We start from the raw sequence: 18,016 nt of genomic DNA, 5'->3' as shown, positions 1-18,016 counted from the left end.
CTCATAATGTCCGCCTTTATAGATAGTGTTTTTGGTGTATTTTGGATAAAAGAAACGTGGATATATAGGGATTTTTTCTCCCATATTAATGAATAACATAGAAAGAAAAAACTGATTTCAAGTGCTAAACAATCCTAGAAGATTATTCCAATTAGTTATTAATAGAATAATCTACTGTTTTCTATTACAATAAAAAAAGAATATTTAAGGAAAGTGTGATTAAACGTTGGGAAAAAAGAAAAAGAAAAAAACGATACCTGTACGTCTTAATATTATTTTCTTTTTTGTTTTTTTACTGTTCTCAGCATTGATTCTGCGTCTAGGTTTTGTGCAGATTGTTTATGGAGAGGATTATAAAAGAGAATTAGAGAAAACAGAAGATGTTACAGTAAATACCTCTGTGCCACGTGGGAAAATGTATGATGCAACTGGAAAAGTAATAGTAGATAATGTTGCACAAAAAGCAATTACTTATACCAATTCTGGTGTTAAGCAAGAAGAAATGCTCGAAACTGCTGAATTGCTTTCAAAGTATATTATAAAAGATACGAAAAAGGTAACAGAGCGGGAGAAAAAGGATTATTGGATTATAAAAAATGAAGAAAAGGCTAATCAGAAAGTTTCGGAAAAGGAAAAAGAGGCTTTAGCTGAGAAGTACCCGGATCAGGATGAATACAATAAACAAGTATATCAATTACAGCTTGATCGTATTTCAGAAGAGGATCTTAAGACACTCACTAATCATGATCTGGAAGTATTAGCTATTTATCGTGAGTTCATTAGTGGATATAAACTAACTCCACAAATGGTCAAAAATAAAGAGGTAAGTGACGAAGAATTTGCAGTAGTAAGTGAGAATTTAGAATCATTGCCTGGTGTAGATACAACAACAGACTGGGAAAGATCCTATGCATTTGGGGATACCTTAAAATCTGTCTTAGGTAATGTGAGTTCCGCAGAAAAAGGTCTACCTGCAGAGAAGTTAGATTATTATGTTTCAAGAGGATACAGTCGTAATGATCGAGTTGGAACAAGTTACTTAGAGCTACAATACGAGGATGTTTTAAAAGGTCAAAAAGAGAAAGTCCGCAATAAAACAGATAAAAAAGGCAATATTGTTAGTAGAGAGGTCATCACAGAAGGAAAAAGAGGCAATGATTTAATCCTCTCCATTGATATGGAGCTTCAATTAGAAGTTGAAAAAATCATCGAGGAAGAATTGAAAAAAGCAAAAACGTTTGCTGGCACGAAATTGCTTGATCGAGCTTATGTCGTTCTTATGGATCCAAACACAGGAGATGTTCTCTCCATGGCTGGAAAGCGGCTAGTAAGAGATGACGAAACAGGAAAATTGGAAGTTCAAGATGATGCACTCGGTAATATTACTACCACTTATAACGTGGGTTCTGTTGTAAAAGGTGCTACTGTATTAACTGGGTATAAAACAGGAGCAATTTCACCAGGAACAGTGTGGAATGATACACCTGTAAAAATTGGAAATACTATTAAAAAGTCTTGGACAACAATGGGACCAATTAGCGATCTTACTGCTTTACAACGCTCATCCAATGTTTATATGTTCAGAACGGTGATGAAGATGGCTGGCGCTAACTATGTATACGGTAAACCATTATCTGTCTCACTTGATGACTTTTCCTTAGTGAGAAATGAATTTGCTCAGTATGGATTAGGAATTCGCACGGGAATTGATTTGCCTAATGAACAAGTTGGGTTTAAAGGACAAGATACACTGCCAGGTTTCTTACTGGATTTATCCATCGGACAATATGATACGTATTCCAATATGCAGCTTGCACAATATGTGTCAACCATCGCTAATGGCGGAAAACGGATGGAACCACATATTGTCAAAGAAATTCGCGAACCAGTTGCAGATGATAGTACGCTCGGTCCAATCATAGAGACAATTAAACCTAAAGTATTAAATAAGGTCGATGTGAAACCTGAATGGATTGAAAGAGTACAGCAAGGATTTAAAATGGTGGCACAAACTCCAAAAGGTACTGCTTATTCTAATTTAGGTGGAAAAGATTATTCTCCAGCGGCTAAAACAGGTACAGCAGAAGCATTTTATGATGGTCCATCTAGAAGTGATTATGGAAAAGAACCACCTCAAGTCATGAACTTAAGCTTAATTAGCTATGCTCCTTCAGATAACCCAGAAGTAGCAATGGCCGTAATGGTTCCATGGGCATATCAAGGAAGTGTCGATAATGGGGCTAATAAGAAAATCGGAGAACGTGTATTGGATGCGTATTTCGACTTGAAAAAAGAAAGAGAAAAAGAAGATAGTAAAGAAGAAAAAGAGTAAATAAAAAAGGACGAAACTAGCCAAAACTAGTTTCGTCCTTTTTTTATTATTATTACCTAAAGGTAGAAACATTCTAGTCATTAACAAAAATAGTTCGAAAAACCCCTACTTTTACATTCTGTTAACATTGATTTACAAACAGTTAAAACCAAGTTAATACTAAAGACTTATAGTTAACTTGTAAAACAAAACAACCATCCTTAGGGGGTAAAGAGAAAAATGAAGAGCTTTAAAACAGTAGGATTGACAGCAATGATTGGAACAATGTTAGCATTAGCAGCGTGTGGTGGAAATAACGATGCTAGTCCGTCAAATTCATCCGATTCATCAAAGGATAATGGAACTGAACAATTATCGGGCCAAATCAAATTAGACGGATCATCAACTGTATATCCAATTATGGAAGCAATCGTTGAAGAGTATCAAGCAGAGCAACCAAATGTAAAAGTTTCTGTTGCATCATCTGGTACAGGTGGAGGATTTAAAGCATTTATCGCAGGTGAAACAGATTTCAGTAATGCATCCCGTCCAATTAAGGATGAAGAAAAAACAGAGCTAGAGTCAAAAGGAATTGACTTTACTGAATTAAGATTAGCATATGACGGACTTTCCGTTGTCGTGAATAAAGATAATACTTGGGTTGACCATTTAACAATAGACGAGTTAAAGAAAATTTGGCTTGAAGATGGTACAGCAAAAAAATGGTCTGACATTCGTGAAGGATGGCCAGAAGAAGAAATTAAATACTATTCTCCAGGAACTGATTCTGGAACATTCGATTATTTTGATGAAGTGATTTTAGAAGATCAACCAATTGCAAAAGCGGCGACTTTATCAGAAGACGATAATATTTTAGTACAAGGTGTAACAGGTGATAAAAACGCTATTGGATACTTTGGATATGCTTATTATGCAGAAAATAAAGATAAGTTAAAAGTCGTGCCAATTGATGGTGGTAACGGCCCAGTTGAACCAACAAATGAAACAGTTGAAAGCGGAGAATATGCTCCATTATCAAGACCATTGTTCACATATGTAAAAAATGAATCGATGAAAAAAGCAGAAGTAGCTGATTTCGCTGAATTTATGATTGAAAATGCTGCAGATCTATCAGAAGAAGTAGGCTATGTAAAATTGCCAGAAGAAGAATATGAAAAAGATTTAGAATTAATTAAAGGACTTAAGTAATAAGTTTTGATGGAAAGCTTTGTACTTGGCTTTCCATCTTGCTGTTTGGATTAAGGGGGGCTAAAAGCATGATTAAGCAGGAAGTTAAAGCAAACACACCATCTGTGCAAGAGTTAATCGCAGAAAGAAAGCAAAAAAACAATATCAGTAGGGTGCTAGAAAAAATAATGCCCAAGGTATTATTGATTACAGCTATTTTATCTGTTTTAACAACACTAGGTATTCTATTTACATTAATCATTGAAACATTTACTTTTTTTGAAAGAGTAAATATAAAAGAATTTATAACGAGTAAATCGTGGTATCCATTTTCTGACCCAGGCTCATTTGGAATTATGCCACTTGTGTCTGGAACATTAAAAGTAACGATTATTGCAGGAATTGTTGCTGTGCCAATAGGGTTAGCATCTGCCATTTTTTTAAGTGAATACGCGAGTGATAAAACAAGAAGAATTATTAAACCAATTTTAGAAGTTCTTGCAGGTATCCCAACGATTGTCTACGGTTTTTTTGCTTTAACATTTGTAACACCGTTGCTTCGATCGATGATTCCTTCTTTAGAAATGTTTAACGCGTTAAGTCCAGGAATAGTAATCGGAATTATGATTACACCAATGATTGCTTCTTTATCAGAAGATGCAATGAGTGCCGTTCCAAGGGCAATGCGCGAAGGGGCTCTAGCGATGGGTTCTACTAAGTTTGAAGTTGCAATCAAGGTAGTCTTACCAGCAGCTGTTTCCGGGATTGTTTCTTCTATTGTTTTAGCTTTATCAAGAGCAATTGGAGAAACGATGATTGTGGCAGTCGCAGGGGGAAGTACACCTAAGCTCAGCTTTAACGTAACAGAATCTATTCAAACGATGACAGCTTATATTGTTCAAGTTAGTCAAGGAGATGCAGGATATGGTACAACTATTTACTACAGTATTTACGCAGTTGGATTTACGTTGTTCTTATTTACCTTCTTAATGAACTTGCTTGCCCAATACATTTCTCGTCGCTTTAGGGAGGAATATTAAGATGAAGTTAATAAATCATTCTGATGTCATAAAGAAAATGAAACAGAGATTATTGAAAAATGTCATAATGAGAGCTTTATTTTTTAGTGCAACTTTATTTGGTTTAGTTGTTCTCGGTGTTCTTTTTTATCGAGTATTGACTCAAGGAATTGGCTATTTAGATTTTCAGTTTTTAACAAGCTTACCTTCTCGAAAACCAGAAAATGCTGGAGTATATACTGCATTAATAGGAACAGTATGGCTAATGGGGGTAGTTGCACCAGTTGCTCTACTTGTTGGAGTTGGTACAGCTATTTATCTTGAAGAATATGCAAGTAAAAATAAGTTTACAAATTTCATCCAAATCAATATATCAAACCTTGCTGGAGTACCATCCATTGTCTTTGGTTTACTTGGATTAACTTTGTTTGTTCGTGCATTATCACTTGGAACAAGTGTCCTAGCAGCTGGATTAACAATGAGTTTGTTAGTTCTACCAATCATTATTGTAGCAGCACAAGAAGCAATTCGTGCGGTGCCAAATGAATTGAGAGAAGCATCATTGGGGATGGGAGCAACAAAATGGCAGACGATTGTAAGAGTAGTAATGCCTGCAGCTATTCCTGGTATTTTAACGGGAGGAATACTAGCACTATCTCGTGCAATCGGGGAAACGGCCCCTTTAGTAGTATTAGGGCTACCTTTATTCCTAGCATTCTTGCCTAGAACAGTCTTTGATATGTTCACTGTATTGCCGATGCAAATATATAACTGGACAGGAAGACCACAGGAAGAATTCCAGAATCTTGCAGCCGCAGGGATTATCGTTCTATTAGTGTTATTAATTTTAATGAATTCTATTGCAGTATTTATCAGAAATAAATTTCAAAAACGTTATTAAACGTACAGGGGGAACTTCAAATGAGCACAGTTTTTGTAGACAAAGTGAAAAAAGCAGTAGAAAGCACAACAGATGTTAACACAAAAAATTCTGTTTATAAAACAAATCAGCTTAATTTATGGTATGGGGATAATCATGCATTGAAAAATATTGATTTAGATATTATGGAAAATGAGGTAACATCCATAATTGGTCCGTCAGGCTGTGGGAAATCAACTTATATAAAAACATTAAATCGTATGATCGAATTAGTGCCTGGAGTGAAAACATCAGGCGAAATTAACTATCGCGGTCGTAATATTTTTGACAAAGATTACGGGGTGGAAGAATTAAGAACAAAAGTAGGAATGGTCTTTCAAAAACCAAACCCATTTCCAAAGTCAATTTATGAAAATGTTGCATATGGACCGAAAATTCATGGTATTCGCGATAAGAAAATTTTAAATGAAATAGTAGAGAAAAGTTTAAGAGGTGCGGCAATTTGGGATGAAGTAAAAGATAGATTAAACCAAAATGCATATGGACTTTCTGGTGGACAACAGCAGCGTCTTTGTATTGCTCGCTGCCTAGCTATTGAACCAGATGTGATCCTAATGGATGAGCCAACATCTGCTCTTGATCCGATTTCGACTTTAAAAGTAGAGGAGCTTGTTCAAGAATTAAAGGAAAATTACAGCATTATTATTGTTACACATAATATGCAGCAAGCGGCACGTATCTCTGATAAAACAGCTTTTTTCTTAAATGGAGAAGTAGTAGAGTTTGATGTAACAGATAAAATATTCTCTAACCCAAAAGATAAAAGAACAGAAGATTATATTACAGGTAGATTTGGATAATTATTATTCTGAAATCCCAAAAAGGAGACTTATACCATGCCAGTTAGAGAGAAATTTGAAGCAGGTCTTAAGGAACTACAAGGAAAATTAACAGAGCTTGGAGAATTTTCTATTCAAGCTTTACAAAGATCTTTAGAAGCACTTGAAACACAAAACATAGAAATGGCATTAGAAATTATTGATGATGATGCAGAGGCAGATAGATTGTATGAAGAAATAAATGATTTTGCTATACTTCTAATTGCGAAACAGGCCCCTGTAGCGATTGATCTGAGACGGATTATTGTTGGAATAAAGATTGCAACAGATATTGAAAGAATCGCTGATTTTGCTGTAAATATTGCAAAAGCTACTATAAGAATAGGCAATCAAGAATTAGTCAAACCGATGGTTCACGTAAAAAAGATGCTGGAAATTACAAATGAAATGCTGCGTTTATCGCTAGATGCATATAATAAGGAAGATACAAAGTTAGCACGGAAAATTGCTGAGATGGATGATGAAGTAGATGGTTTGAACAAACAAGCGTTTATTGAGTTATTCGAAATCAGTAAAAATAAACCTGAATATTTGCATCAAATCTCACAGCTGACGTTTGTATGTCGCTACTTAGAAAGAGCAGCAGACCACACTACTAATATTGCTGAAAATATCTTTTATTTAGTAAAAGGTAGACAATATGATTGGTAAATGGCAAAATTTAAAAAATGATTAAAACGCCAATATAAAAAACTGGAGACAAACCTTTAACTTAAGTTTGTTTCCAGTCTAAAGAGGATGGGACATAACTAAATAGATACTCTGTAAAGACGAACAATTTCTAATATAGCTAGTAAATAGCGGCTGCTTTCGCATACTTTTTACAAGAGGAAATATAATTAGTTGGAAAAACAGAGCAGCCGGAATACACGAAGACTCCTATGGGATTAGCGAGACAGTCTGAGACCCTGCAGGCCACAGGCCGAAGCGGCTCAGCGCGAGCCCCATGGAAAGCGAAGTGTATTCCGGCTGCGGGGAATCGCACCAAACTTCATGGAAACATCCTTTGAAAAACAAATAAAAGCCCGAACAATTATACGGAACATTCATTAGCATCTTCGTATAATTGTTCGGAATTATCCTTGGCTGGAATACTTATGTCCCAGCCTCTTTTTATTTCACTCTTAACGGACAGTAAGACTCCCCCTCAAGCTTATGAGAATAAGAGGAAGATAGGTGGAAGATCAATTGTCTGTAAAGGTCCGATTGGTTTAACAAACCATCAGAAGGAAAACCCCCACTGATGGAAGTTTCACTCTTATGATGCATTATTTATTCCGTAAGTGTCTCGGCAATTTTTTTGTAGCTCATGTCACTAGTTAAGCGGAAGCTGCCAACTTGAATTTTTGTATGGTAGTCATTATCAATTAAATAGGTTTCAAATTCTTCTTGGTCTTTTACAATGTTTTCGTTAAATAATAACTCGGCGATCGTAGAAATACTCATACCACTGGTAATTTTAAGCGTGTAGGAATATGTCTCCTTTTTTTCCTCTTTAGGTTCTTCTTGCTCCTCTTTATTAGCTCCCGCATTTGGTTTTGTTTGATTCTGGGTGCTTTCCTCTAATTTTGTTTGTAAATCTGTGTATTCAGCCTCTGTTAATACAGTAAAACCCTCTCTCTGTAAATAGGTAGTCGCATTTGAAACGTTTAGGGTGTTCTGTTCTTGCTTGTTGTTATCTTGATATAGATAAAAACTAGCAATTATACTGAAAGGAGCATTCCGATTGCCAACGAACGTAAATTTTGTTTCTTCATCTCGTTACTTTCCGAACCTTTCATTTATAATTTGCTGAACTTGAGTAATCGATAGGGAAGATTGATTTGCGATCTGATCAACGGGAACGCCACTTGCCGCAAGTGTCCAAACTTGATTTTTAATAATGGCATGAATTGGTTGGATATTTTCAACCTGGTCTGATTTTGATTCTTTTATCGCAGATGATGGTTTAAAAGCAAAATTCTCTTCACCAATCATTAATTCTTCTTCAAGCACTTTTAATTTCTTTTTTATTTTATACATTTCCTGTACTTGTTGAATGGAAAGTTGGTCTATTTCTTCGCGCAAATCTTTAATAGGGTCACGAAGGAAAAAGATAGAATTAGGAGCAATAAGGAAACCCCTATTAGTACTAGCATAACAGTTAACATAATTCACCTCAGGATAAATTCTTCATTTTCAATTATTTTTAATAAAGTAAGCTTTATAGAGAAGCTGTTCAGTCTAAAGATATTTTATCATTTTCCATAAATAATTCCTATTTAATCAAAAAGAAAAGCTAAGTACTTTTTACAGGACAGTCGGAAATTCCATTAATTTCTTTAAAAAATGGGAGACAATATTCGAATTCATTTGCGAAACATTTAAAAATATGTCGTAATTAAACTTAATTTTTTAAAAGCATATGTCGAATTTGGGTTACTAAAGCAGATGGATAAAAGGTTGAAAAAATTTTTTGAGCCATTTAGATAAACGTACGTAAGTTAAAGCATAATCCGACAAAATCTGTTCATTGTAGCATTACCAATTCAGTGGTAACATAATAGTATAAATAGGGAACTAAAAAGAATCTTGTAGACATATACTAGTAAGTTGCGATACATACAACAAAGATAAAACAGGAAAAGAAAACAAAATTTAGAAAGAGGTGCTAGTTCTATTGATTGAACAAATTGTAAATTTAAGACGTAAAGGACTTTCTTTCCGGAAAATTGCCATCGAACTAAATTCAACTGTAGGTAAAGTTCAATACCAATGGAAAAAGTACGTAAAAGAACAAGAGGTAACTGGACAAGTAGAAGAGAAAAAGAGTAATAAGGAATTACAAATGAAGAATCCTTATGTAACCGAAAGTTTTTGGACAAGCATTGATTTATTAGCAAAGAAAAATGGCATGGAAGCTTGGTTAACAAGCGAAGAAACGGCATTAGTATTTTGGAGAATACCTGAAGGGAAATGGCAGCTAATTTCAACTTATTATGATATTGACCCCAATAGCTGTTCTTTGGCAATAAAGATTAACGATATAACGAGCATTATATATAATGGAAGCAATGCGCATAATCATCGTTTGCTACCGGTTGAAAATAAACAGGAATCGGTTGTACTAAAAGACTTAGTGCCAAACAGAAGTTTTTGTTTTGAAATTGGCGTCCTCGATGTTTATCAATCCTTTTTGCCTATATTACAGTCTAATTCATTACATACGCCTAGAACTTCACAAGATCATACTGGAATAATGGAAAAAGAGTTGCTGAAATGGGAAAATGGGGATGTTTCCATTCCAAATTGGATTGAGCATGTAAGTACCTATAGCTATTATGAATTAGAAGAGCAAGAGGATGTGAAAAAGAAATGAATGGTTCTTATTTTCAATTGATTGTAATCAATAAGATCCCTTTTATGAACTATTTTTCGAAAGATAAGCACGCTAAAAAGGAGTTTTATGAACAGACAATAAATTTTATAAACTTTCTTTTCCATACTGAAAAGGATAGTCCGTCTTATACCATTCAACTTGTTATACCACCAATATATTTGGAGATGTTGGATTTACCGTCGTTTCGAGAAGAAATGACGGAATTTTTAGAAAAAGAAGGTCAGGACGTTGAATTACTTTCTTATTGGCTTCAAAAGGAGAAAAATTTATTAAAAGTACTTAAGAAACTCATCCAAGAAAATCGAATCGAACTGCTTGGAAGTCCTGCTTCTTTTTCCCTTTTATCAAATGTTTCAACCAGTACGGGTGTTCAATTGCAAATGGAAATAGGTTTATCGATTATCGATGATTATTTAGCTTATCGTCCAAAAGGATTTTGGTTTCCAGAAGGATATTTTTCACCTGGCTTGGACTTATATTTGAAAAAAGAGAAGTTAACATACAGTTATCTTAATAGTGCAACAATCTATCATAGCGATCCTTTACCAGGTGATGTTGGAATCGCAGTGGAATCCCCACATGATGTGGTTTTCTTCCCGATAGAAGAAAGTTTGTATCAGATTTTTCAAGTGGAGAATGCGACTAAACAAGCCTGGGATAAAGCAATTATGGAGTTGCTTGAGTCGTATAATCATTATACAAATGAGTCTATTTTGTCCCTACCAATTGATTTAGATAATTATGTAAAGGTGCGGGAAGATCTTAATAAAACGATCCGTTACTTAAGTGATGAAGGCTATATGGTTCATATCACGCCTAATACGTATTTAAAGCAATTCAGTCAAGGGATGGATCATGTACATTTATGTGCCTCTTTCTTAAACCGTGACAGAAAAAGAAATATGCATAAACTAAGCTCTTCATATGTCTCTTTAGCTTTTATGGAAAGAGAAGTTCATCAATGGAGACAAACTACTTTAAATACGGACAGTCAAAGGATTCAGAAACAGCTGGAAAAAGAATGGATAATGTTAAGCGCTTTACTTTACCAAGATAATTGGGAAAAAGAAGCAGCGGCTGATTACCTAGACGCGGCAAATAAGTTAAGTAGGTATTTGAAAGGATCTATTGATAAAGAGTGGTTATCTTTCAGAGAACAAGAGTACCCGATTTTAAATACAACAATCCAGATGACTAATCAGAAGTTAATCCAAAAAGAACCGGAAAATAGAAAAAAGGCACTCATTTTATCATGGGAATATCCACCAAATGTAATCGGTGGTCTCGGAACACATGTAGTGGGATTAACAAGTAGTCTAGTGAAAAATGGATATGAAGTTCATCTTATTACAGCACAAGATATGAACAAAGGAGCAGAAGATCTAGAAGAAAAGGACGGTTTATTTGTTTATCGAGTCAAACCAATGCATAGTAAGGAACATAATTTTATCCATTGGATTGGCGGATTAAATCTTGCAATGTGGGATAAAGCAGTAGAAATAGCTAAGCATACGACTTTCGATTTAGTTCAAGCACACGATTGGCTAGTAGGTGCTGCCGCGCTTTCATTAAAGGATCAATTCCAAATTCCTTTAATCGCCACAATACATGCGACAGAGCATGGCAGAAATGGCGGAATCTATACGGAAATGCAGAAGTTTATCCATGAAAAAGAAAGACAGCTTATACATGCAGCAAATTCTTTAATCGTCTGCAGTGAATATATGCAGAATGAAGTAATGACGGTTTTTGAAGTAGAACAAGCAAAAATTTCTGTTATCCCAAATGGAGTAGAATCTTTAAAAATGGAAGAGATTTCGCTTGCGCCAATTGAATCCTTTTATCTGAACAGTAACCAAACAATTATTTTTGCTATGGGAAGAATGGTAAAAGAAAAAGGTTTTGGGACGCTATTAGAAGCGGCAAGAAAATTGCTTAAGAAGAGATCGGATATTTCTTTTGTTATAGCGGGAGTCGGTCCAATGTATGATGAGTACCAAAAATTTATTGAGAGAAACCGACTATCGGAAAATGTCCGGTTGATAGGCTATTTACAGGAGGAACAGAAGAATGCATTTTATGCCCATGCAAATATCGTAGTGATACCGAGTTCATATGAGCCATTTGGGATTGTAGCCCTAGAGTCATTAGTATTTGCAATTCCAACGATTGTTTCCCAGACGGGTGGCTTAAAAGGAATTATTAAAGATAAAGAAACAGGACTATATATGGAACCAAATAATGCAGAAAACTTAGTAGAGAATATAGAGTATTTATTGGAAAACCCATTAGTAGGTAAAGAGATTGGTGAAAATGGCAAAAAATTAGTGAGCCGCCTTTTTAGTTGGAATCGAATTGGGGAAGAAACAAGAAGAGTTTTTGATGAACTAATCGTTCATGCAAAGGTGAAAGAATCCATATCTAATTAAAAATATTAGAGTAGGTGAAGATAGAATGAAAATTGAGGCTAATTTACAAAAAGACTTTCAAAGTGTTCAAAGAAAGCTATTAATGAAAAAATTAACGACAACACCTGGAATTTGGATTGATGGCAAAACATACTGGATTCAGAACGGTTATGAAAAATTAATACCTGAGCATTCCATTTCCGTGCATGTAAAGCAAATACACAAACATTCTAAAATACAATATAATGAAATTTATGTGCGTAATCATTCTACTGAAACGAAGAAAATGAAAATTCTAGTCTTAAATTATTTTACTAAAGCTTATCAAGAACATCTTTCATTTGTATCACCTACGGAAAACGTCATCTATCATTCCATCGATGACCAGCTCTATTTAGTAAATGGGAAACATGAAACAACGAGTATCGAACAGAGAACGGTACAACCTATTTGGAATGTACACACAGAGCTTATCTGGAACAATAATCATAAAGGCATTCTTAAATATCAACCAATGGCTAAAGGTTCAAGTGTAAGTATCTTTTCCTTAAACATGGAAGTTAAACCCCAATCAACTGGCATTAGCCATGCTTGGTCGATAACGGGCACAGAAAAAAAAGATATTTTAGATTTGAATCATATTCTAATGAAAACAAGTACTAGCATTTCCTAACAAAAGATGTTATCATATAAAAGTCGTATGCACGAACTAGCAACCTATAGTTTGGAGGGAAATAAACATGCGTGTAAACATTACGTTAGCTTGCACTGAATGTGGTGATCGTAACTACATTTCTAAAAAAAATAAACGAAATAATCCAGATCGTCTTGAGCTAAAAAAATATTGCTCAAGAGAAAAACGTACTACAGTTCACCGTGAAACAAAATAAGCAGAAGGGGATATCCCTTCTGTTTTTTTCATATTTTAAAACAGAAGGTAAGGATGGTGTGTACATAAGATGCAGGAAAAAAAACAGTTTCGAACAAATATGATCAAACAAGTACATAATATTAGTAAGCCTCAATATGAGCATATGTCTTATCAGATTGCTCTCCAATTATATAAGGACGTTTCCTTTACTTCTGCTAATCATATCGGGATTACCATTTCCAAATTTCCTGAAGTTGATACTTATCAAATTATTCGTACAGCTTGGCAATTAGGAAAAAAGGTAAGTATTCCAAAGTGCGACCCCGCAACTAGACAAATGACTTTTCGCCAATTAGAGCATTTTAATCAGCTTGAATCTGTTTATAGTAATTTGTTCGAACCTATTGTAGAAGAAACAGAACAAACAGATCCAGCACAAATTGATTTACTCCTTGTTCCAGGGCTAGCCTATTCGCCAAAAGGATATAGACTAGGTTTCGGAGGAGGATATTATGACCGCTTTCTGCAAAATTATAAAGGAAAGACAATATCGTTAGCTTTTTCTCTGCAGCTACAGACAGAAATCCCAAAAGAGAACCATGACCTAGCAGTCCAAAAAATAATTACCAATGAAGGGGTATTATGTACAGATGAGTAGTATTATATATCCTATTTTCATTTTATTTGTTTCTTATTATGCTTTCAAACGTCGATCTTTAACTAAGAGTGGTGCAATTGCAGCTTTTTTCGTCGGTACAGGAATTGCGATCGGGTTTGGCTATAAAGGATTAATTGTTCTAGGAGTATTTTTTGTGTCTTCTAGTATGTTTTCAAAATACAAAGGTAAGACAAAACAATCGATGGCAGAAAAAACACAAAAAGGATCTACTCGCGATGCATTACAAGTTATGGCAAATGGAGGGTTTGCTGCCATTGCTGGTATCGTTTATTATTTTACTAAAGACTCCATTTGGATTACTGTTTTCTCCATTTTGCTTGCAGTTGCCAATTCGGATACATGGGCTTCTGAAATTGGTTCATTAAGTAAGAAAAATCCAATCTCTGTTCGAATATGGAAACCAACAGCAACAGGCACTTCAGGGGCAATCAGTGTTTTAGGGACATGGGCTGCATTGGCAGGGGCGTTTGTTATTGCATTAACAGCAATCGTATTATTTCCCATTCATTTAGGAGGATTTGTTAGCATCATTCTATTTGGATTTCTAGGGAATGTTATTGATACCATTTTAGGAGCATTTGTACAAGTGGAGTATAAGTGTCCAGTTTGTGGGAAAATTTTTGAAACAAAGTGGAAATGTCATGAAAGCCTAGTTAAGATAAAAGGGTTTGCTCTATTTAATAATGATATGGTGAATGTACTTTCTGGTTTGTTGGCAGCCTTGTTGTATTTTGTCTTCTTTCAGTAATGATTTACCATAGCCTATTTGCGGAATTAAGATACGGGAATATTTTCACATAATCAAAACGGATAAAATTAATTTTTATCACCAAACTAACTATTAGGAGGGATGGAAAAATGTCAAGAGTATTCTCCATTTTACTAATTGTGTTAGGTGGATATTATTTAATTCAAAAACGTTACCGTGTCATGAATACCATATTAAGGAATCCATTGGTCCGTAAATATGCTGTAAGAGTATTATTGAGTGTTCCTAGTATAAAAAGAATGATGATGAATTCTGTTTTTGGCCGTTCGCAAAAAACTATTTATCAATAACTTTCAAAAAGCATAGAATGGTTGATAGATCCTGTTTAAAACACCGAATTTATTTCAGTCATAATACCCTGTGAGATCACACAGGGTATTTCCTTTGCTATTATAGTTTCTAAATTTCTTTAAAGGGTAAACTGTAAAATACCGGTTTCCCTTTATTATAAGCAGACATTAAAACATGATCTAGCTACAAATATTAGCTGCATAGAGTATAATTTAATGGTATTTTATCAAAAAAAGGATATGATAGGCCCTTTATAGTATTGTTAAGGAAAAGGTGATTTCCTAAAATGACGACGTTCTTTTTAAACAACTGGAGAATGAAAAAAGAGAAGTCTATACAGTGTTCGGAGAGTAGGGAGAGAACAGATGGAGATAGAACAATATAAATATTGGAGATTAGTCGATTTTTTAGTGACGGAATGTCAGTATAAAATAATTTATCTATCAGAAGACCAACAAGAGATATGGCTAGAAGAGCAAAGCGGTGCAATAAAGTATCCCGTTATTCGTTTATTTCGTATTGATTTGGATTGGAGTAATTGGCTAAGTAGAGATATGGAAAGAACCTCATTAAATGCTGAAAGAATTAGACGTACATTGCGTAATCGCTCTCTTAAAGTGGAGAGTATGTATATAACAGCTTTTCCTCCTGTCGATTCCTTTGTACATTTAATTGATAAGCCATTTATTAGTGCGGATAAAAAAGTAGAAATAAAAACAGTCCTTCTCGATCGGTCCATCGAAGAATGGCAGTTAGCTGGACATACTATAGCTGACTTGAATGTAGTTCCTGATACAGAGGAAGAACGAAACGAACAAATTGAAACATATAAAGAAGATGTTTTTACCCATATAAAACAACATGAACAAGAAGAAAGACAGTTGCTTTATTTTGGCAAACCTTTTATTTCTTATCTTTTTATCGCTATTCAAATTATTATGTTTTTCTTAATGGAAGGAAGTGGGGGAAGTACCAACAGTGAAACATTAATTAATTGGGGAGCAAAAGTAAACTATTTAATCGCCGATGGGGAATGGTGGCGACTAATAACGCCGATTTTCTTACATATTGGGATATTACATTTACTAATGAATTCGATTGCACTATATTATGTGGGACCATTAATTGAGCGGATTTTTGGAAACAGTCGATTCTTATTTATTTATCTATTTGCTGGGTTTAGTGGGGTATTTGCGAGCTATTTATTAAGTCCCTCTTTATCTGCTGGGGCAAGTGGTGCCATTTTTGGATGTTTTGGGGCTCTTCTTTATTTTGCCTGGCAATTTCCAAAGCTTTTTTTTCGCGTGATGGGATGGAATGTTATCATTATTATCATTATTAATCTTATTTTTGGATTTACTATTCAAGGAATCGATAATGCCGGCCATATTGGCGGTTTAGTAGGTGGATTTTTGGCGACTGCTATCGTCCATTTTCCCAAGAAAAAAAGCTGGAAAATCCAGCTCAGCGCTTTGGTTATGACCTTCTTACTGATAGGTATTGGGATTAGCTATACGGCGAGTACAGCTGTGTTACATAGAGTGGATAAATCTGCACTTAAATTGGTTAATAATTACATAAATGATGAAAAATACGCGCAAGCGGAAGAAGTGTTGAATAAAGTTGAATTTAAAAATAATGAAAACTATTATTTCTTACTTTCTTATATTCAGCTTAAGAATAAGGAATTTGCCAAAGCGGAACAGAATCTTCAAAAAACAATCGCTTTGAATCCGCAATTTCATGAGGCTTATTATAATTTAGCAGTAGTCAGTCTTTATAATGAAGATTTAACAAAGGCGAGAGAATATATACAAACAGCGATAGAATTAGACGAAAATAATCATAAATATCTTCGTTTATGGGATAAAATTAAAGAGTAGATATTTGCTGTCTTAAAACAATTGGCTCATTATCTGCTGTGGTAAATAAGATAAGAAGATGGTTGTCACTAATTAAAATTATTGGAATAGAACTTCCGATGGGATCTGCAATGGTTCCATCTTCTTTTATAATGCCAAGGAAATAGTTTTTGTAAAGTCCCTCTGTTAATTGTCCGATAATTTTTGCGCTTTGTTCCTTGGAAAAATGCGGGAGAGGTGCATCGTTGTATGGTGTTAATTCTGTAAGTAAAAGTTTAGTATGGTATTGATCAGCTGAAATATGGAATTTCTTTAACCCTTGACGATAAGCGTACTCCGCATAGTCAAATGCCTCTTTATCTAATGTTTTGGCCCAATCCTTTTCTACTAAGTTATTTGGATGATGAAAAAAAATAGGTGTGTTTTCAAATTTTGAGTTGATAACATATAAATTATCGGCAGAAATTTTTTGTGAGCTGAATATTCTTTCACTGGCATCATGTATTTCGGCATAATGAAAAGTAATAGCTTGTAAATAGTTGCTTTCTCTTTCAACGACTGTCTTTTTCTCGGAAAGTTCTAATGTATTTTGCTTCCATTCTCCCATCGTGCTTATCAATTTCCCATTTGCATACAGTAAGCTCATGTCTTGTCTTAAATAGGCTAGCTTATTAATAGAAGAATTACTTTCCCAAAGAATGCTGTATTCATCAAATCTTTTTTTGCTAAAGGTAAGCGTTGTATTTGCTTTTGGAAAGGTCACAGTAGGATCTATTGGAAAATAAGTTATACTCTCCTTTGCAATCTGCTTTTGTTGAAAAATATAGAAAATAGAAACGAGAATGAGAAGAGATAGAGTTAAACGAATAAAATCTTTTTTCATTATTTTCACCGCTCCATCTTAAGAATGCTAATGTGGCATAAGCCTGTCTTATATACACTTCTTTCATTATATGAATAAAAAAGAAAAATATGATAAAGAAAACTAACCATCAGTGGAGGTTTTTCTTTATCTTCCACTGATGGTTAGTTGCTCCTGCTGCCTGGGATAAAGGCTTGGTATTTAAGAGAAATTGATTCACTCTTTTTTGCTTTTTGACGAGGAATAATTATTCTAATAGTGAAAAACAATCTGCTGTTGAGGAAACAGTTCATTTCCTATATACTTAATTTGAAAACGATTAATTTATCACTTTATGCAAACCTTTGCAGCAGGTAGAATAATGGATGAAAGCGAGGGGTACCATGCAAACAATTTATGATGTACAACAGTTTCTAAAAAGTTATGGAACAATTATTTATGTAGGCGATCGAGTAGGCGATTTACAATTAATGAAATCGGAAATAAAAGAATTATATCATTCTCAATTAATAAAGGAACAAGAATTCGACTCTGCGATGCGCTTGCTTAATCATGAAATACAACATTTAACAGATGAGAAAAATAGGGGGAATTGAGG

At 34.5% G+C, this 18,016-nt stretch carries 18 protein-coding genes; 15 read left to right on the top strand and 3 right to left on the bottom strand.

Annotated elements, in window-relative coordinates:
* Window positions 1–226: 226 nt before the first annotated feature.
* The 6 genes from NKG37_RS23380 (at window position 227) to phoU (ending at window position 6,948) form a co-directional block, all read left to right on the top strand.
* Entirely contained in the window at window positions 227–2,332 is a 2,106-nt protein-coding gene (locus NKG37_RS23380; protein ID WP_254415410.1) for a peptidoglycan D,D-transpeptidase FtsI family protein, read from the top strand.
* Window positions 2,333–2,551: 219 nt separating this feature from the next.
* On the top strand, window positions 2,552–3,520 hold the full coding sequence (locus NKG37_RS23375; RefSeq protein ID WP_016203011.1) for a PstS family phosphate ABC transporter substrate-binding protein: 969 nt from the start codon (window positions 2,552–2,554) through the stop codon (window positions 3,518–3,520).
* A 68-nt stretch (window positions 3,521–3,588) separates the two neighbouring features.
* A complete protein-coding gene (gene pstC / locus NKG37_RS23370; protein WP_169188839.1) occupies window positions 3,589–4,539 on the top strand; it encodes a phosphate ABC transporter permease subunit PstC in 951 nt (316 codons plus the stop codon).
* Window position 4,540: 1 nt separating this feature from the next.
* A complete protein-coding gene (gene pstA / locus NKG37_RS23365; protein ID WP_254415409.1) occupies window positions 4,541–5,419 on the top strand; it encodes a phosphate ABC transporter permease PstA in 879 nt (292 codons plus the stop codon).
* Between the two features lie 20 nt (window positions 5,420–5,439).
* Window positions 5,440–6,258: a phosphate ABC transporter ATP-binding protein PstB gene (gene pstB, locus NKG37_RS23360; RefSeq protein ID WP_016203014.1), complete on the top strand. Its 819-nt coding sequence runs from the start codon at window positions 5,440–5,442 to the stop codon at window positions 6,256–6,258.
* Between the two features lie 36 nt (window positions 6,259–6,294).
* On the top strand, window positions 6,295–6,948 hold the full coding sequence (gene phoU / locus NKG37_RS23355; RefSeq protein ID WP_016203015.1) for a phosphate signaling complex protein PhoU: 654 nt from the start codon (window positions 6,295–6,297) through the stop codon (window positions 6,946–6,948).
* Between the two features lie 621 nt (window positions 6,949–7,569).
* Here phoU and NKG37_RS23350 read toward each other — a convergent pair.
* Complete coding sequence (locus NKG37_RS23350; RefSeq protein ID WP_016203016.1) at window positions 7,570–7,743, bottom strand: YceG-like family protein; 174 nt, start codon at window positions 7,741–7,743, stop codon at window positions 7,570–7,572.
* Between the two features lie 315 nt (window positions 7,744–8,058).
* Complete coding sequence (locus NKG37_RS23345) at window positions 8,059–8,454, bottom strand: hypothetical protein (protein WP_254415408.1); 396 nt, start codon at window positions 8,452–8,454, stop codon at window positions 8,059–8,061.
* A gap of 502 nt (window positions 8,455–8,956) precedes the next feature.
* On the opposite strand from NKG37_RS23345, the gene NKG37_RS23340 reads away from it, so the two are divergent.
* The 8 genes from NKG37_RS23340 to NKG37_RS23305 all read left to right on the top strand — a co-directional run bounded on the left by NKG37_RS23340 (window position 8,957) and on the right by NKG37_RS23305 (window position 16,577).
* On the top strand, window positions 8,957–9,655 hold the full coding sequence (locus NKG37_RS23340) for a DUF4912 domain-containing protein (RefSeq protein WP_254415407.1): 699 nt from the start codon (window positions 8,957–8,959) through the stop codon (window positions 9,653–9,655).
* The gene (locus NKG37_RS23335) at window positions 9,652–12,105 is read left to right on the top strand and encodes a glycosyltransferase (RefSeq protein WP_254415406.1); all 2,454 of its coding nucleotides are present in this window, start codon (window positions 9,652–9,654) and stop codon (window positions 12,103–12,105) included. The genes NKG37_RS23340 and NKG37_RS23335 overlap by 4 nt, the downstream gene beginning before the upstream one ends.
* Before the next feature lie 25 nt (window positions 12,106–12,130).
* A complete protein-coding gene (locus NKG37_RS23330) occupies window positions 12,131–12,757 on the top strand; it encodes a hypothetical protein (protein WP_254415405.1) in 627 nt (208 codons plus the stop codon).
* Between the two features lie 67 nt (window positions 12,758–12,824).
* Complete coding sequence (gene rpmG, locus NKG37_RS23325; protein WP_016204868.1) at window positions 12,825–12,974, top strand: 50S ribosomal protein L33; 150 nt, start codon at window positions 12,825–12,827, stop codon at window positions 12,972–12,974.
* 69 nt (window positions 12,975–13,043) lie between these two features.
* Entirely contained in the window at window positions 13,044–13,613 is a 570-nt protein-coding gene (locus NKG37_RS23320) for a 5-formyltetrahydrofolate cyclo-ligase (protein WP_254415404.1), read from the top strand.
* Window positions 13,606–14,382 carry a DUF92 domain-containing protein gene (locus NKG37_RS23315; protein WP_254415403.1) on the top strand — a complete coding sequence of 259 codons (777 nt, stop codon included), beginning with the start codon at window positions 13,606–13,608 and terminating at the stop codon, window positions 14,380–14,382. The genes NKG37_RS23320 and NKG37_RS23315 overlap by 8 nt, the downstream gene beginning before the upstream one ends.
* A gap of 110 nt (window positions 14,383–14,492) precedes the next feature.
* Window positions 14,493–14,693, top strand: coding sequence for a hypothetical protein (locus tag NKG37_RS23310; protein ID WP_254415402.1), 201 nt, complete (start codon window positions 14,493–14,495; stop codon window positions 14,691–14,693).
* A gap of 366 nt (window positions 14,694–15,059) precedes the next feature.
* On the top strand, window positions 15,060–16,577 hold the full coding sequence (locus tag NKG37_RS23305) for a rhomboid family intramembrane serine protease (RefSeq protein ID WP_254415401.1): 1,518 nt from the start codon (window positions 15,060–15,062) through the stop codon (window positions 16,575–16,577).
* On the opposite strand, the gene NKG37_RS23300 is transcribed toward NKG37_RS23305, so the two are convergent.
* Window positions 16,567–17,439: a hypothetical protein gene (locus NKG37_RS23300; RefSeq protein ID WP_101730834.1), complete on the bottom strand. Its 873-nt coding sequence runs from the start codon at window positions 17,437–17,439 to the stop codon at window positions 16,567–16,569. The two genes, NKG37_RS23305 and NKG37_RS23300, sit on opposite strands and share 11 nt — an antisense overlap.
* 344 nt (window positions 17,440–17,783) lie before the next feature.
* Here NKG37_RS23300 and NKG37_RS23295 point away from each other — a divergent pair, with 344 nt between their 5' ends.
* Window positions 17,784–18,014 (top strand): YqgQ family protein, encoded by a 231-nt coding sequence (locus NKG37_RS23295; RefSeq protein WP_016204875.1) that lies wholly within the window; start codon window positions 17,784–17,786, stop codon window positions 18,012–18,014.
* Window positions 18,015–18,016 lie beyond the last annotated feature (2 nt).

It is taken from the genome of Niallia sp. RD1, from assembly GCF_024219955.1.
Classification (GTDB): Bacteria; Bacillota; Bacilli; order Bacillales; family Cytobacillaceae; genus Niallia; species Niallia alba.
Note: the sequence above shows the minus strand (reverse complement) of the source record. Positions and strands in the feature narration are given on the sequence as shown.

Excerpts from the sequence above, each read along its gene's own strand:
- pstA (WP_254415409.1), top strand. The coding sequence starts at position 4,541 with ATGAAGTTAATAAATCATTCTGATGTCATAAAGAAAATGAAACAGAGA.
- NKG37_RS23295 (WP_016204875.1), top strand. The coding sequence starts at position 17,784 with ATGAAAGCGAGGGGTACCATGCAAACAATTTATGATGTACAACAGTTT.
- pstC (WP_169188839.1), top strand. The coding sequence starts at position 3,589 with ATGATTAAGCAGGAAGTTAAAGCAAACACACCATCTGTGCAAGAGTTA.
- NKG37_RS23335 (WP_254415406.1), top strand. The coding sequence starts at position 9,652 with ATGAATGGTTCTTATTTTCAATTGATTGTAATCAATAAGATCCCTTTT.
- NKG37_RS23300 (WP_101730834.1), bottom strand. The coding sequence starts at position 17,439 with ATGAAAAAAGATTTTATTCGTTTAACTCTATCTCTTCTCATTCTCGTT.
- NKG37_RS23310 (WP_254415402.1), top strand. The coding sequence starts at position 14,493 with ATGTCAAGAGTATTCTCCATTTTACTAATTGTGTTAGGTGGATATTAT.
- NKG37_RS23305 (WP_254415401.1), top strand. The coding sequence starts at position 15,060 with ATGGAGATAGAACAATATAAATATTGGAGATTAGTCGATTTTTTAGTG.
- rpmG (WP_016204868.1), top strand. The coding sequence starts at position 12,825 with ATGCGTGTAAACATTACGTTAGCTTGCACTGAATGTGGTGATCGTAAC.
- NKG37_RS23315 (WP_254415403.1), top strand. The coding sequence starts at position 13,606 with ATGAGTAGTATTATATATCCTATTTTCATTTTATTTGTTTCTTATTAT.
- NKG37_RS23320 (WP_254415404.1), top strand. The coding sequence starts at position 13,044 with ATGCAGGAAAAAAAACAGTTTCGAACAAATATGATCAAACAAGTACAT.
- NKG37_RS23375 (WP_016203011.1), top strand. The coding sequence starts at position 2,552 with ATGAAGAGCTTTAAAACAGTAGGATTGACAGCAATGATTGGAACAATG.
- NKG37_RS23350 (WP_016203016.1), bottom strand. The coding sequence starts at position 7,743 with ATGAGTATTTCTACGATCGCCGAGTTATTATTTAACGAAAACATTGTA.
- phoU (WP_016203015.1), top strand. The coding sequence starts at position 6,295 with ATGCCAGTTAGAGAGAAATTTGAAGCAGGTCTTAAGGAACTACAAGGA.
- pstB (WP_016203014.1), top strand. The coding sequence starts at position 5,440 with ATGAGCACAGTTTTTGTAGACAAAGTGAAAAAAGCAGTAGAAAGCACA.
- NKG37_RS23330 (WP_254415405.1), top strand. The coding sequence starts at position 12,131 with ATGAAAATTGAGGCTAATTTACAAAAAGACTTTCAAAGTGTTCAAAGA.